This is a genomic window from Amycolatopsis acidiphila, assembly GCF_021391495.1.
GTDB lineage: Bacteria > Actinomycetota > Actinomycetes > Mycobacteriales > Pseudonocardiaceae > Amycolatopsis_E > Amycolatopsis_E acidiphila.
The window spans coordinates 2,938,029-2,952,130 of record NZ_CP090063.1 but is presented as its reverse complement, the minus strand read 5'-3'; the positions used below and the strand labels follow the sequence as shown (position 1 = coordinate 2,952,130).

Here is a 14,102-nt window from a genome sequence, read left to right as displayed (position 1 = left end):
GTGGCCACAGGTTCAAGAGCAGCCCCTGCGCCGGTAATGGAAAAGGCCACAACAGGGGTCTCACCGAATGCTGACTATGGTCGCCGGTGTGCAGCTTTCCCGTAATGTGCCCCGATTCCTCGGTTCGTGCGCGCTCGCCGGTGTCCTGGTCGCCGGCGTACTGGCGCCGGTGGCGATGGGAGCGGGGGTGCTGTCGAACCAGGTGAGCGACTCCGTCGACGGCATCTCCGCGTCGCTGGCCACGAGCCAGCAGCCGCTCGTCACGACGGTCACCGACCGCGACGGCAACCCGATCGCGACGCTGTTCGACCAGTACCGGGTGCCGGTGGCCTACAACCAGATCGCGCCGACGATGACCGCGGCGATCGTGTCGGTGGAGGACCGGCGGTTCTGGTCCGAGGGCGGGGTCGACCCCAAGGGCATGGTGCGGGCCGCGTTGCACGACAGCTCGGGCGGCAGCACCCAGGGTGGCTCGACGATCACCCAGCAGTACGTGAAGAACTACCTGATCAACGTGGTGGACCGAGGCGACAAGGCGGCCCAGTACGCCGACAAGGCCGACACCCTCGCCCGCAAGCTGCGCGAGGCGAAGATCGCGGTGCAGCTGGGCCAGTCGGAGTCCAAAGAGGACATTCTCACCGGTTACCTCGACGTGGTGGAGTTCGCCGGGAACATCTACGGCGTCGGCGCGGCGGCGCACGCCTACTTCCACACCACCCCGGACAAGCTGAACGTGCAGCAGGCCGCGTTGCTCGCGGGCATGGTGAACAACCCCAACGCGTACAACCCGTACAAGTATCCGCAGGAGGCGCTGAACCGGCGCAACACGGTCATCGACGACATGGTGACCAACCGGATGCTCGCCGAGAAGGACGCCGAGATCGCCAAGGCGAGCCCGCTCGGCGTGCTCGAGAACGGCCCGGACATCCCGTCCAGCACCTGCCTCGGCGCGCCGGACGACGCCGGGTTCTTCTGCGCCTACGCGGAAAACTACCTGCTGCAGGCCGGGTTCACCGCGGACCAGCTGGAGACCGGCGGCTACACGATCAAGACCACGATGGACCCCGCGGTGGCCCAGACGGTCAAGAACGCCGTGAACGCCAACGTGCCCACGGCGCAGAACGGGGTGGCGAACGCGTTCGCGGTGATCCGGCCGGGCCAGAACACCCACGAGGTCCTCGCGATGGTCGCGAACCGCAACTACGGCACCGATCCCGACAAGGGCGAGACCTCGACCAACATCGTCGCCGACGCCAGCAACGTGTTCGGCGCGGGCTCGTCGTTCAAGATCTTCACCTCGGCGGCGGCGCTGGAGACCGGCAAGGCCGGGCTGAACACGCCGCTGCCCAACCAGGCGGGCCAGTGCTTCACCCAGCCCGGCGCCAACCGGTACACGCCGCCCTACTGCGTGCAGAACGACGGGACGAACTACCCGAACCCGATCTCCCTGCGCGACGGGCTGGCCACCTCGCCGAACGTCGCCTTCGTGGGGCTGGAGTCGCAGGTCGGCATGCCGGCGGTGCTCGACATGGCGCGGCGGCTGGGCCTGCGCAACACCCTCAACACCAACGACGCGGGCGCGATCCCGGACCCCCGCTCGTCGAACCCGCAGTACAGCGAGCCGCAGTCGCAGTACTTCCAGAACAAGCTGTCGTTCACCCTCGGCAACAGCCCGGTGAGCCCGCTGGAGATGTCGAACGTCTCGGCGACGCTGATGAGCGGCGGCATGTGGTGCCCGCCGAACCCGATCCTGTCCATCACCGGCCGGGACGGCAAGCCGGTGCCGGTCAAGCAGCAGGCGTGTGAGCAGGTCGTGCCGCCGGGGCTGGCGAACACGCTGGAGGCGGGGCTGAGCCAGGACACGATCAGCGGCACCTCGGCCGCGGCGGCGCGGGCGGCGGGCTGGACGCACCCGGACATCGGCAAGACCGGTACGACGCAGCAGAGCGAGTCGGTCGCGTTCGTCGGTGGCGTCGACGACTACGCCGTGGCGTCGATGGTCTTCGCGGACGGGCCGCACCCGGCGGAGATCTGTCCCGGCACGCCGGTGCACCTCGGCAACTGCGGGCACGGCGCGTTCGGTGGCACGGTGGCGGCGCCGCCGTACTTCCACGCGATGAGCCAGCTGCTGGCGGGCAAGCCGGACGTCCAGCTCCCCCAGCCGGACCCGGCCTACCTCAACGCACGCAGCTGACGGCGGCGGGATGCAACCCGATCATGCCGGGATGAATGCCGGTCAGACCTCGATGATCTGCGCGATGAACGCGTCGATGTCGAGCAGTTCGCTCTCGGCGCCGAGCGGGACGACCTCGCGGGTGCCGTCGACGAACTGCTCGACGTCCTCGCGGCGCATCTCGACGATGGCGTACCCGTCGGGCGACTCGAGCTCGATCACCAGCAGCTCGCCGGAGAAGGCGAGATCCGGGCGGACGCGCACATCGCCCAGCCCGGCGGGCTCCACCAGGCCCTCGACGAGCAGGTCCCGCGCGAAGCACCACTCGATCCAGCGGCCGCGCTCGGTGCGGAACGCGAGGTTCACGACGTACGGGTCGCCCGCGATGTAGGTCCACCGGGAGAACACCGGGGTTTCACATCCGTTGAGGGTGACGAACTGATGCTGTTCCACGACGTCGGTGCGCACGGCGGTCCTCCCGTTAACAGGGCTGTCATGGACAGAGACGCCTGAGCGAAGCGGACGTTACGGGGTTCGGGACACGAATTTCGCGCGCGCCCTCCCCGGCGGCACCCCCGCCGAGCGGGCTGTGCACGATAGCCCGGTGGTACGTGACGACTTCGCCGACGCCGAGACCGGCCCGATCCGCCGGGTCACCGACGAACCCGCGCGTGCCCGGCCGCAGGCCCCGCGCCGGAAACCGGCGGTGGCCGCGAAGCCCGCCCCGAAGCCGCCCGCAAAGGCGGCGGCAAAGACGGCGGCAAAGCCGTCCGCGAAACGCCCCGCCCCCGTGACCGGTCATGGCCACGGTCACGGGCACGGCCCGGCGGAGCCCGCGTCGCGGCGGGTGCGCCTGCTGCTGATCTGGCTGCTGGTGCCGATCGCGGTGGCGGCGGTGGCGGGCATGCTCGTGCTCTACCCGTGGGGCAAGGCGAAACCCGCCGGCAGCTACCAGCAGGGCGTGCCGGTGCACGGCACCATCGCCACCGCGCTGAGCGGCCCCTGCCTCGCGCCCGGCCAGGTGCACGTCGGCGACCAGCCCGCCCCGGACGAGAAGCCCTGCCTGACCGTGGACGTCGCGCTGAGCGACGGTGCCGCGGCGGGGAGCAGGATCGAGCTCGTCGTGCCGATCGAGCCCAGCACCCCGCGCTTCAGCGCCGGGGACAAGGTCGTCCTGGCCTACAACGGCGGCGAGCCGAAGGACCCGAGCTCCTACCAGATCGTCGACTTCCAGCGCGGACTGCCGCTCGCGCTGCTGGCCGCCTTGTTCGCGATCGCCGTGGTGGTGCTCGGGCGGTGGCGGGGCGTGGCCGCGCTCGGCGCCCTGGTGCTGAGCTTCGTCGTGCTCGTGCTGTTCGTGCTGCCCTCGATCCTCGCCGGGGAGAACCCGCTGCTGGTGGCGATCGTGGGCGCGGGCGTCATCATGTTCGTCGCGCTGTACGTGACGCACGGGCTCTCCGCGCGGACCTCGGTCGCGGTACTGGGCACGATGGCCAGCCTCGCGCTGATCGGGCTGCTGTCGGTGATCTTCTCCGTCGCCTCGTCGCTGACCGGCCTCGACGACAGCACCTCCACGCTCATCGGCGCGCTGGGCCACGGCATCGACGCCCGCGGCCTGCTGCTCGCCGGGATCGTGATCGGCGCGCTGGGCGTACTCGACGACGTCACGGTCACCCAGACCAGCGCGGTGTGGGAGCTGCGGCGGGCCAACCCGGACCTGGGCTGGCGCGAGCTGTACCGGGCGGGCCAGCGCATCGGCCGCGACCACGTGGGCTCGGCGGTGAACACCCTCGTCATGGCGTACGCGGGCGCCGCGCTGCCGGTGATGCTCTACTCGTCGCTGTCCGGCGTGGGGCTGGGCACGATCCTCGGCTCGCAGGACGTGGCCGAGGAGATCGTCCGCACGCTCGCCGGCAGTGTCGGGATCGTGGCCGCCGTGCCGGTCACCACGGTGCTCGCCGCGCTCATCGCGAGCAGGGAAAAGGTCCCCACCGGCACCAGCAGTCACAGGAGTGAGCACCAGCCACAGGTTCCAGCCCCGGTGTCGCCGCCGCGCGGAAGGTGAGGTACGAAGTCCGGCAAGCGAACAGAGGGGTCTTGCGATGGATCTCGCACTGCCGCGACGCCTGTCCCGCGCCGCCCGGACCACGGTCAAGGCGGTACAGAGCCTGCCCCGGCTGACGCTCGTGCTGGTGGAGCTGCGGGACGCGGTGAAGCAGATCGAACGGCTCGCCACCTTCGCCGCCCAGGAGCTGCCGGAGGTCGTGTACCAGCTGGAGAGCGTCCGCGAGCAGCTCGCGGCGATCGAACGCCGGCTGGCCGGGGCCGCCCCTGCTTCGGCCAACGGCCAGGCTCCCGAGCCCGCCTCGCCCCGGACCCCAGTGAACCGCGGGATCAGTCCAGATGGGCCACGAAGCGGCTGACGGCGTCCATGGTGAAGCGTTGCGCGAGCCGTCCCGCCGGCGCCGCCGAGGCGAGCCGGTAGAGCGGCCGGTCGGCCGCGCCGTCGCCGCGGGCCTCCGACCGCAGCTGCGCCACGAGCAGCTCCGAGAAGACCATCCCGTTGGCCTCGAAGTTGTTCATCAACGCGTTCGCCAGCCTGCGCAGGGCGAGGACCCCGAGCTCGCGCCCGCCCGTCCCGGCGTACACGGCCAGGTCGAGCTTCGCGGTCCTGCCGCGCTGACGGGCGTTGAGCAGCAGGCTCACCGTCCGCATGCCCCGCACATCCGTCACGAGCAGGTCGATCCGGCTCGCCGCGACGATGTCCACCCGCCGCGTGCGCCAGGTCCGGACCAGCACGATGGTGCCCTCGAGCCAGATCCGCCGCCGCACCGCGAACAGCACCACGTACAGCAGCGGCAGCGCGACCACCGCGGCCACGACCAGGCCGACGACCTCGCCGCCGACCAGCCCGCCGATCCCGCCGAACGCGGCCGCGAACAACGCCACCCCGGCCAGCCCCGAGAAGAGCCTGCGACGGCGCAGCGCCGGGTCTTCCTGGTGCAGCGCCAGGCGTTCCGGCTCCGGCGGCCGGGTCGGCTTCTTCGACTCGTTGCTCGGCTCGGTCACCGGGCCACCGCCCCGCCGGCCAGGAAGGCGCGCTCCCGCCCGATGGTCGTGGCGCCGCCGTGCCCGGGCAGCAGTACGGTGTCGTCGGCCAGCGGCAGCAGCGTGTCGCGCACCGAGGCGGCCAGCTGCTGCTGGTCGCCGCGGCCGACGGAGCCGGCGAACACCGTGTCACCGGTGAGCACGAGACGTCCCCCTTCCGGGGTGTCGAGACGGAAGACCACCGATCCCGGAGTGTGGCCGGGGGTGTGCTCGACACGGACCTCGAGCCCGGCGAGTTCGAGGGTCGTATCGGCGAGATCACAAGTGGGTATCGGGACGAGCGCGTCATCCGCGGGATGCAGCCAGACCGGGATGCCGTACGTGTCCGCGAGTGCGCCCGCCGAGTCGGCGTGATCGGCGTGCCCGTGCGTCACGAGCACCGCTTCGGGCGTCAAACCGTGCTCCCCCAAGGCTTTCTCCACCGGCGCGACGGCGTCCTGCCCCGGGTCGACGACGACGCAGCGGGCACCGGCCGCCGACGCGAGCAGGTAGCAGTTCGCTCGGAAAGCGCCGGCGGCGAATCCGACGACGAGCACGAAAAGACACCTCCAGTAAGTCCGGCGCATTCACCCTAACCGGCCCTGTACGGGGTTCTCACAGGCTGTGCCAATAGACTGCCGCCACCCGATCGGTGAAGTCGAGCAGATTCTGGAGGGGGCAGGTGGCGACCAACCAGCAACGCCGTGAGGCCGCGAAGCGCAAACTCGAACGGCAGCTCGTCCGCCGTGCCGAGCGCGCACGCCGGCGCAAGATCATCGGCGTCGGCGCGACCGTGGGCGTGGTGGTCGTGGTCGCCGGGCTGGTGGTGTTCTTCGCGACCAGGAGCAGCGACGACAGCTCGACCTCGGCGGCGGCGCCGGCGAGCACCCCGGAGAGCAGCCCGCTGCAGATCCCCACCGAGCGGGTCACCGAGGCCAAGCGGCCCACCCCGCTGCCGAACCCGACGACGTGCGACTACCCGGCCTCGACCGATCAGCAGAGCACGAAGAAGGCGACCGCCCCCAACGGCAAGAACGTCTCGTCGACCGGCACCGTGAACGTCACGCTCAAGACCACCGCGGGCGACATTCCCGTGACGCTGGACCGCGCGCTGGCGCCCTGCACCGTGAACAGCTTCCTCAGCCTGGTCAACCAGGGCTTCTACACCGACACCGCGTGCCACCGCCTCGGCACCGACGGGCTGCAGATGCTGCAGTGCGGCGACCCGACGGGCACCGGCATGGGCGGCCCCGGCTACACCGTGCAGGACGAGAACTTCCCCCAGCTGACCTACGGCCGCGGCGTCCTCGCGATGGCGAAGACCTCGCAGCCCAACAGCGGTGGCAGCCAGTTCTTCATGGTCTACGGCACCGCGCAGCTCGACCCCGACTACACCGTGTTCGGGTCCATTTCGGACACCGGGCTGCAGGTGCTGGACAAGGTCGCGCGCGACGGCGTCGACCCGGCATCGGCCGCGCAGAGCCAGGACGGCACGGGCGCGCCGAAGACCCCGGTGAAGTTCACCGGGGCGACGGTCGACGCGTAGTTCAGCGGTACGTGAAGCGCGGAGGGCGACGCTCCAAAAAGGCCGCAACGCCCTCCGCGTAGTCCTCCCCGTGGATGGCGGCCGAGCGGATCGCGTCGATCTCGGCGTCGCTTTCGGCCTGTCCGGCGAGGATCTTCCCGATGATCCGGTTCATCCCCCGGATCGACGCCTGCGAGCGCGAGCACAACGTGGCCACGAACGCGGCCACGTCGTCCTCCAGCGCGCCGAAGACGTCGTTGACCAAGCCGATCTCCCGCGCCCTGCTCGCGTCGATCAGCTGGCCGGACAACAGGAAGTACCGCGCGTGCGCCGGCCCGATCAGCGACATCAGCTGCCGGGTGGACAGGAAGTCGTAGACGATCCCCAGCTTCGCCGGGGTGATCCCGAACCGCGCTTCCGGTGCGGTGAAACGGAAGTCGCACGCGACGGAGATCTCGCAGCCGCCGCCGATGCAGTTGCCGCGGATCATCGCGACGCTCGGCTTCCGCATGGCCTCCAGCGCCGAGACCGCGCCCACGACGGCCTTGTCATAGGCCGCCGCCCCCTCCGCGGTCGAGCGCAGCGACCCGAACTCGCTGATGTCGGCGCCGGCCGAGAAGTCGTCGCCGGCGCCCGTGAGCACGAGGACCTTCAGCGCGGGGTCGGCCTCGACCTGCGCCACGACCTCCGGGATCGCCGACCACATGTCGTAGGTGATCGCGTTCTTCTTCTCCGGCCGCGCGAACGTCAGCCTGCCGACCTCACCGTCGCGCGCGAACTCCAGCCCTGCTGCCATGGACACGACCCTAGAGCGCCGTCCCGGCCGCGTCCCCATGATTGTGATCGCGTCGAAGGCGGCGGCCCGCGCCGTCACGAAGCGATCAGGATGCCGACGTGACCCGGTAGACGTCGTAGACGCCCTCGACGCCGCGCACCACCTTCAGCACGTGGCCGAGGTGCTTCGGGTCGCCCATCTCGAAGGCGAACCGGCTGACCGCGACCCGGTCGCGCGAGGTGGTGACCGACGCGGACAGGATGTTGACCTTCTCGTCGGCCAGCACCTTGGTCACGTCCGAGAGCAGCCGGTGCCGGTCCAGCGCCTCGACCTGGATCGAGACCAGGAACACCGAGTTCTCCGACGGCGCCCACTCGACCTCGACCAGCCGTTCGGGCTGGCTGCGCAGGTCCTCGGCGTTGGTGCAGTCCGTGCGGTGCACGCTCACGCCGCCACCACGGGTCACGAAACCGAGGATCTCGTCGCCCGGCACCGGGGTGCAGCAGCGCGCGAGCTTGGCCCACACGTCGCCGGCGCCCTTGACCACGACGCCCACGTCGTTCGAGCCGCGCCGCCGGTGGACCGTGGACGGGGTGGAGCGAGCGGCCAGCTCCTCCTCGGCCTCCTCGACCCCGCCGATGAGTGCGACCAGCCGCTGCACCACGTGCTTGGCGCTGGTGTGGTTCTCCCCCACCGCCGCGTAGAGCGAGCTGATGTCCGGATGCCGCAGCTCGGCGGCGAGCGCGCCCATGGACTCGGCCGTGACCAGGCGCTGCATGGGCAGCCCAACCTTGCGGATCTCCTTGGTGATCGCTTCCTTGCCCGCCTCGATCGCCTCGTCACGGCGTTCTTTGGCGAACCACTGCCGGATCTTCGCGCGCGCCTTCGGCGAGCGGGCGAAGGTCAGCCAGTCACGGCTGGGGCCCGCGCTCTCCGCCTTCGAGGTGAAGATCTCCACCACGTCGCCGTTCTCGAGCTTGCGCTCCAGCGCGACGAGCCTGCCGTTGACGCGGGCGCCGATGCAGCGGTGCCCGACCTCGGTGTGCACGGCGTAGGCGAAGTCCACCGGGGTGCCGCCGACGGGCAGCGTGACGACGTCGCCCTTGGGCGTGAACACGAAGATCTCGCGTGCGGCGAGCTCGTAGCGAAGGGAGTCGAGGAACTCGCCGGGGTCCGCCGCCTCACGCTGCCAGTCGAGCAGCTGGCGCATCCAGGCCATCTCGTCGATGTCGACGCCGTTGCCCGTGTGCGTGCCCTTGGTCTCCTTGTAACGCCAGTGCGCCGCGATGCCGTACTCGGCGGTGTGGTGCATCTCGTAGGTGCGGATCTGCACCTCGAGCGGCTTGCCGTCCGGCCCGATCACGGTGGTGTGCAGCGACTGGTAGACCCCGAACCGCGGCTGGGCGATGTAGTCCTTGAACCGGCCGGGCATCGGCTGCCACAGCGCGTGCACCACGCCCATCGCCGCGTAGCAGTCGCGCACGTCCTCGACGAGGATGCGCACGCCCACCAGGTCGTGGATGTCGTCGAGGTCGCGGCCGCGGACGATCATCTTCTGGTTGATCGAGTAGTAGTGCTTGGGCCTGCCCTCGACCTTCGCGGTGATCCGCGAGTTGGTCAGGCTCAGGTTCAGCTCGTCGATCACCTTGCGCAGGTAGATGTCCCGCGACGGCGCGCGGTCGGCGACCAGCCGGACTATCTCGTCGTACTTCTTGGGCTGCAGGATCGCGAACGCGAGGTCCTCCAGCTCCCACTTGACGGTGGCCATGCCGAGGCGGTGCGCGAGCGGGGCGAGGACCTCCAGGGTCTCCTTCGCCTTGCGCGCCTGCTTCTCCGGCGGGAGGAAGCGCATGGTGCGCATGTTGTGCAGCCGGTCGGCGAGCTTGATGACCAGCACGCGGGGGTCGCGGGCCATCGCGATGACCATCTTGCGGATGGTCTCGGCCTCCGCGGCGGTGCCGAGCTTGACCTTGTCCAGTTTGGTCACGCCGTCGACGAGCTGGGCGACCTTGTCGCCGAAGTCCTCCGTCAGCTGCTCGACCGAGTAGCCGGTGTCCTCCACCGTGTCGTGCAGCAGGGCCGCCACCAGGGTGATGGTGTCCATGCCCAGCTCGGCGAGGATCGTGGCGACCGCGAGCGGGTGGGTGATGTACGGGTCGCCGGACTTGCGCCGCTGCTCGCGGTGCAGCTCCTCGGCGACGTCGTAGGCGCGCTGCAGGAGGCTGAGGTCGGCGTTGGGGTGCAGCTCGCGGTGGATCGCGGCCAGCGGCTCGAGCACCTGCTTGACCGAGGCCGCGCGCTGGGCGGTGATCCGCCGCGCGAGCCGAGCGCGGACGCGCCGGGTGGCCGACGGTGCGCGCGTCGCCCCCTGGTGCGTCAACGCGTTGTCGGCGGGCGCCGGGGAATCGAGCTCCTGGCTCACCCCCACCTCCTGCTCATCGCGATGACCCTCTGGAACAACCAGCCTAACGCGCTTGGGCCGGATGGGTTCCCGATCCCCGCGCGTGGCGCCGGACGGCGCCGATCCGCGGTGGACGGCAGGGGGTTGATCGGCGGCGCCCTCAGACGACCTGGAGCGAGTGCACCCGGCGGCCGTCGAGGACGGTGCGACCCGACAGGGCCGCCAGTTCCAGCACCACCGAAACGCCGGACACGACCGCGCCGGCCTTCTCCAGCAGCTGACACGCCGCGTTGACCGTGCCGCCCGTGGCGAGCACGTCGTCCACCACCGCGACGTTCGCGTCCCGCGGGACGACGTTCTCCGGCAGCTCCAGGCTCGCTGTGCCGTACTCCAGCGCGTAGTCCACCCGGCCCGCCACCGACGGCAGCTTCCCCGGCTTGCGCACCAGCACCACGCCGAGCCCACGGGCGTACCCCACCGCCGCGGCGAGCACGAACCCGCGCGCCTCCACCGCGGCCAGCAGGTCCACGTCCGGCTCCACCGTCGCCGCGAGCGCGTCGGCCACCGTGCGGAACCCGTCCCCGTGCGCGAACAGCGGGGACAGGTCCCGGAACAGCACGCCGGGCTCGGGAAAGTCTGGGACCCTCGCGATCAGTCCCAGTGCGGCGTCGAGCTCCATGCCTCAGCGCTTCCGCTTGCCCGAGGGCCGTCCCTTGCCGGGCTGCTGCCGGCCGGCCTTCGGCGTGCGCGACGGCACGCTGGCCGCCGCGGCGTAGGCCTTCTCCTTGCGCAGCTCGGCGTCGAGCGACTCGTCGTCGGTCGGGTCGAAGCTGTCGTCCAGCACCTCGCGGTCGGCGGCCTTGCGGGCGAGGTTGGCCCGCCGGGCACGCACGCGCTCGGCCTGCTGCCTGAACTTCGGGTCCCGCATCTTGAGGTCGACCAGCAGCGGCGTCGCCAGGAACAGCGACGACAGCACGCCGGCCAGCATGCCGGTCAGCTGCACGAGCGCGAGGTCCTGCAGCGTGCCCGAGCCCAGCAGGATGTAGCCCACGATCAGCAGGCCCAGCACCGGCAGCAACGCGATCACCGAGGTGTTGATCGAGCGCATCAGCGTCTGGTTCAGCGCCAGGTTCGCCGTCTCGCCGTAGGTCCGCCTGGTCAGCCCCAGCAGGCCCCGCGAGTTCTCCCGCACCTTGTCGAACACCACGACCGTGTCGTAGAGGGAGAAGCCGAGGATCGTGAGCAGGCCGATCACGGTCGCCGGGGTCACCTCGAAGCCCACCAGTGAGTAGACCCCGGCGGTGACGACGATGTCGTGGATCAGCGAGATGAGCGCCGCGACCGCCATCCAGCGTTCGAAGTAGATCGCCAGGAAGATCGTCACCAGCACGATGAACACGGCGAGCGCGATCAGGGCCTGGCGGGAGATCTCCCCGCCCCACGACGCGCTCACCGCGCTGTCGCTGATCGACTGCGCGCTCGGCTGGCCGTTCGAGCCGATCGGCTGCAGCTGCTGGAACAGCGCCTGCTCGACCTTCGACACGTCGTTCTCGTCGAGCGCCGCGGACCGGATCTGCACGGTCGCGGCGCTGCCGACGCCGACCGTCTGCGCGGAGGAGGCCTGCTGCCCGAGCGCGTCCGCGAAGACCTGCTTCGCCTGGTCCGGGGTGATCGTGCCGTGCGCACCGTGGGCCGGCAGCTGGATCTGCGTGCCGCCCTCGAACTCGATGCCCAGGTTGAACCCGCGGACGCCCATCGAGGCGATGCACACGAGCACCAGTGCGCCGAAGAAGACGTACCACCGCTTGCGCTTGCCGACGATGTCGAACGCGCCTGTGCCGACGTAGAGCCGGTGGAAGACGCTGCCCTTCTTCACCGAGGTCGTCGGAGTGGGCGTGTCCTTTTCGGGGCTGGCCACCTCACGCCTCCTTCGCGGCCGCACCGGCGGCTTTCCGTGCGCTCCGGCGCTCGTCGGCGAGGTGCTGCACGCCGCCGAGCCCGGTGAGCTTGGGGTTGGACAGGGTCTTCGACCTCGCGGCGAGCGACACCAGCGGATGGGTCACCAGGAACACCACGACCAGGTCGAGCACCGTCGACATGCCGAGGGTGAAGGCGAAGCCCTGCACGTCGCCGACCGCGATCGCGTAGAGCACCGCGGAGGCGAGGAACATGACCGCGTCGGAGGCCAGGATGGTGCGCCGCGCCCTGGTCCACCCGCGCGGCACCGCGGACCGGAACGTGCGGCCCTCGCGTATCTCGTCCTTGAGCCGTTCGAAGAACACGACGAACGAGTCCGCCGTGACTCCGATCGCGATGATGAACCCGGCGACGCCCGCGAGGTCGAGGGTGAAGCCGATCCAGCGGCCCAGCAGCACCAGCACCGAGTACACGACCAGTCCGGACAGGGCCAGCGAGACGATGGTGAGCGCGCCGAGCAGGCGGTAGTAGAACAGGCAGTACACGAACACCAGCGCCAGGCCGAGGCCACCGGCGATGAGGCCGGCCTTCAGCGACGCGAGGCCGAGGGTGGCCGACACGGTGGTGGCGTCCGAGGACGTGAACGACAGCGGCAGCGAGCCGTACTTGAGGACGTCGGCGAGGTCCTTGGTCTGCTGCTGGGTGAAGCTGCCGCTGATCTGGGTGTTGCCGTCCACGATCGCGCTCTGGATCGTCGGCGCCGACACCACCTGCGTGTCCAGCACGAACGCCGCGCGCTGCTGGATGTTCTTCGTGGTGAAGTCGGCCCAGATCTGCCTGCCGGCGGACTTGAACGTCAGGTCGACGGTCCAGCCGGGCTTGTTCTGCGCCGGCGGCGAGGCCACCGCGTTGTCGATCTCCGTGCCCTGCAGGAACACCGGACCCAGCAGGTACTTCTCACTGCCGTCCTGGTTGCACGTCAGCAGCGGCAGGTTCGGGTCGTCGTTGCCGCGCAGCGGGTCATGGGCCGCGCAGGTGAACGCGGCCAGCGCCTGCTGCGCCGTCGCGGACTCGGCGACGCTGTTGCCGGTGCCGGTGACCAGGCCCGCGTCCTGCCGCGTGGCCTTCGCCTGCTGGATCAGCTGGGGGGTCTGGTCGTCGGCGCCGGGCACCGCCGGAGCGGGTGGCGTGGTGGGGGTCTGCGCGTCGAGCACCTTGCGGAAGCCCAGCTTCGCCGTCTGCCCCAGCTTCTTCGCCTCGTCGCCGCCCTGCTCACCGGGCACGGTGATGACGATGTTGTTGCCGTCGAGGATGATCTCGGCGCCGCTCACGCCGAAGCCGTTGACGCGCCTCTCGATGATCTGGCGGGCCTGGTTGAGCGAGTCCTTCGACGGGGCCGAGCCGTCGGGCGTGCGCGCGCTGAGCGTGACCCGCGTGCCGCCCTGCAGGTCGATGCCCAGCTTGGGGGTGGGCTTCCCGCCACCGGTGAGGAACACCAGCGCGTAGAGCACGACCACGATCAAGACGAAGAAGACGAGATAGCGTCCCGGGCGGATCCGCCCGGCCGGTGGTGCCACGGTGGTCGTTCTCCTCGGGGATGGTCAGAACCCGGGCTGGTGGCCCGCTGCTAGCACCGAGACACTACTCGGTGGCCCGTTAGGGCAGCGTTGTGCCCCCGGCGCCGCCTCCAGCGCCAGGGGCCGGCATCCGAGCGGGCCGCCCGTTCGCCGGCACCGGCTCGGGCGGCGGGCACCCGGGCTACTTCTTGCCGTGCTCGAGCGGCGGCGCGACCTGGGCGCCGGACTGCTGCTGGGCCGGCGTCTCGTCGACGGCCTCGACCGTCGCGGGCTCGGCGTCCTCGATCTCCTCGGCCTCGTCGACCACCGGGGCGACCTTCTCGCGCACCGCCTGGCGCAGCCAGGTGGTGACGACGCCCGGCGCGATCTCCACGTCGATCGTGGTCTCGTCGCTGGTGTCGGCCACGGTGCCGTAGAGGCCCGACGTGGTCATCACGCGGTCGCCCTCGGTCAGGTCGCCCTGCAGCCGCTTCTGCTCCGCCGCGGCGCGCTTCTGCTTCCGGCTACCCATGATCAGCGGGATCGCCACCACGAGCATGAGGAGCAACGGCAGGAAAAGCTGGTTCATGATTCTCCATTCGGCACACGCGGCGCGCGCACCTATTTGTCCGGATGTGCTCTTTCGAGTGTGCCAGGTGCCACCGCGG

Annotated in this window: 13 protein-coding genes; 4 read left to right on the top strand and 9 right to left on the bottom strand. The window is 70.6% G+C overall.

What is annotated here, in order from left to right:
* Positions 1 to 88 precede the first annotated feature (88 nt).
* Complete coding sequence (locus LWP59_RS14300; protein WP_186383071.1) at positions 89 to 2,194, top strand: transglycosylase domain-containing protein; 2,106 nt, start codon at positions 89 to 91, stop codon at positions 2,192 to 2,194.
* A gap of 42 nt (positions 2,195 to 2,236) precedes the next feature.
* Here the strand turns inward: LWP59_RS14300 and LWP59_RS14295 are convergent, their stop codons facing one another.
* Entirely contained in the window at positions 2,237 to 2,641 is a 405-nt protein-coding gene (locus tag LWP59_RS14295) for an SsgA family sporulation/cell division regulator (RefSeq protein WP_144634284.1), read from the bottom strand.
* 136 nt (positions 2,642 to 2,777) lie between these two features.
* Here LWP59_RS14295 and LWP59_RS14290 point away from each other — a divergent pair, with 136 nt between their 5' ends.
* Together LWP59_RS14290 and LWP59_RS14285 are read left to right on the top strand one after the other, a co-directional pair.
* Entirely contained in the window at positions 2,778 to 4,238 is a 1,461-nt protein-coding gene (locus tag LWP59_RS14290) for a YibE/F family protein (RefSeq protein ID WP_186383070.1), read from the top strand.
* Between the two features lie 37 nt (positions 4,239 to 4,275).
* The gene (locus LWP59_RS14285) at positions 4,276 to 4,596 is read left to right on the top strand and encodes a hypothetical protein (protein ID WP_144634281.1); all 321 of its coding nucleotides are present in this window, start codon (positions 4,276 to 4,278) and stop codon (positions 4,594 to 4,596) included.
* Here LWP59_RS14285 and LWP59_RS14280 read toward each other — a convergent pair.
* Together LWP59_RS14280 and LWP59_RS14275 are read right to left on the bottom strand one after the other, a co-directional pair.
* Entirely contained in the window at positions 4,568 to 5,242 is a 675-nt protein-coding gene (locus LWP59_RS14280) for a hypothetical protein (protein ID WP_144634278.1), read from the bottom strand. The two genes, LWP59_RS14285 and LWP59_RS14280, sit on opposite strands and share 29 nt — an antisense overlap.
* Entirely contained in the window at positions 5,239 to 5,817 is a 579-nt protein-coding gene (locus LWP59_RS14275; protein ID WP_144634275.1) for an MBL fold metallo-hydrolase, read from the bottom strand. Before LWP59_RS14275 ends, LWP59_RS14280 begins: the two co-directional genes overlap by 4 nt.
* A gap of 125 nt (positions 5,818 to 5,942) precedes the next feature.
* Here LWP59_RS14275 and LWP59_RS14270 point away from each other — a divergent pair, with 125 nt between their 5' ends.
* A complete protein-coding gene (locus tag LWP59_RS14270) occupies positions 5,943 to 6,806 on the top strand; it encodes a peptidylprolyl isomerase (protein WP_144634272.1) in 864 nt (287 codons plus the stop codon).
* A 1-nt stretch (position 6,807) separates the two neighbouring features.
* Here the strand turns inward: LWP59_RS14270 and LWP59_RS14265 are convergent, their stop codons facing one another.
* From LWP59_RS14265 to yajC, 6 genes are all read right to left on the bottom strand, one after another.
* Complete coding sequence (locus LWP59_RS14265; protein WP_144634269.1) at positions 6,808 to 7,581, bottom strand: enoyl-CoA hydratase-related protein; 774 nt, start codon at positions 7,579 to 7,581, stop codon at positions 6,808 to 6,810.
* Between the two features lie 85 nt (positions 7,582 to 7,666).
* Entirely contained in the window at positions 7,667 to 9,982 is a 2,316-nt protein-coding gene (locus LWP59_RS14260; RefSeq protein ID WP_144634266.1) for a RelA/SpoT family protein, read from the bottom strand.
* 139 nt (positions 9,983 to 10,121) lie between these two features.
* On the bottom strand, positions 10,122 to 10,640 hold the full coding sequence (locus tag LWP59_RS14255; protein ID WP_144634263.1) for an adenine phosphoribosyltransferase: 519 nt from the start codon (positions 10,638 to 10,640) through the stop codon (positions 10,122 to 10,124).
* Positions 10,641 to 10,643: 3 nt separating this feature from the next.
* Entirely contained in the window at positions 10,644 to 11,879 is a 1,236-nt protein-coding gene (gene secF, locus LWP59_RS14250; RefSeq protein ID WP_144634259.1) for a protein translocase subunit SecF, read from the bottom strand.
* Position 11,880: 1 nt separating this feature from the next.
* Entirely contained in the window at positions 11,881 to 13,455 is a 1,575-nt protein-coding gene (gene secD, locus LWP59_RS14245; RefSeq protein WP_144634255.1) for a protein translocase subunit SecD, read from the bottom strand.
* Between the two features lie 181 nt (positions 13,456 to 13,636).
* A complete protein-coding gene (gene yajC / locus LWP59_RS14240) occupies positions 13,637 to 14,023 on the bottom strand; it encodes a preprotein translocase subunit YajC (protein ID WP_144634253.1) in 387 nt (128 codons plus the stop codon).
* Positions 14,024 to 14,102 lie beyond the last annotated feature (79 nt).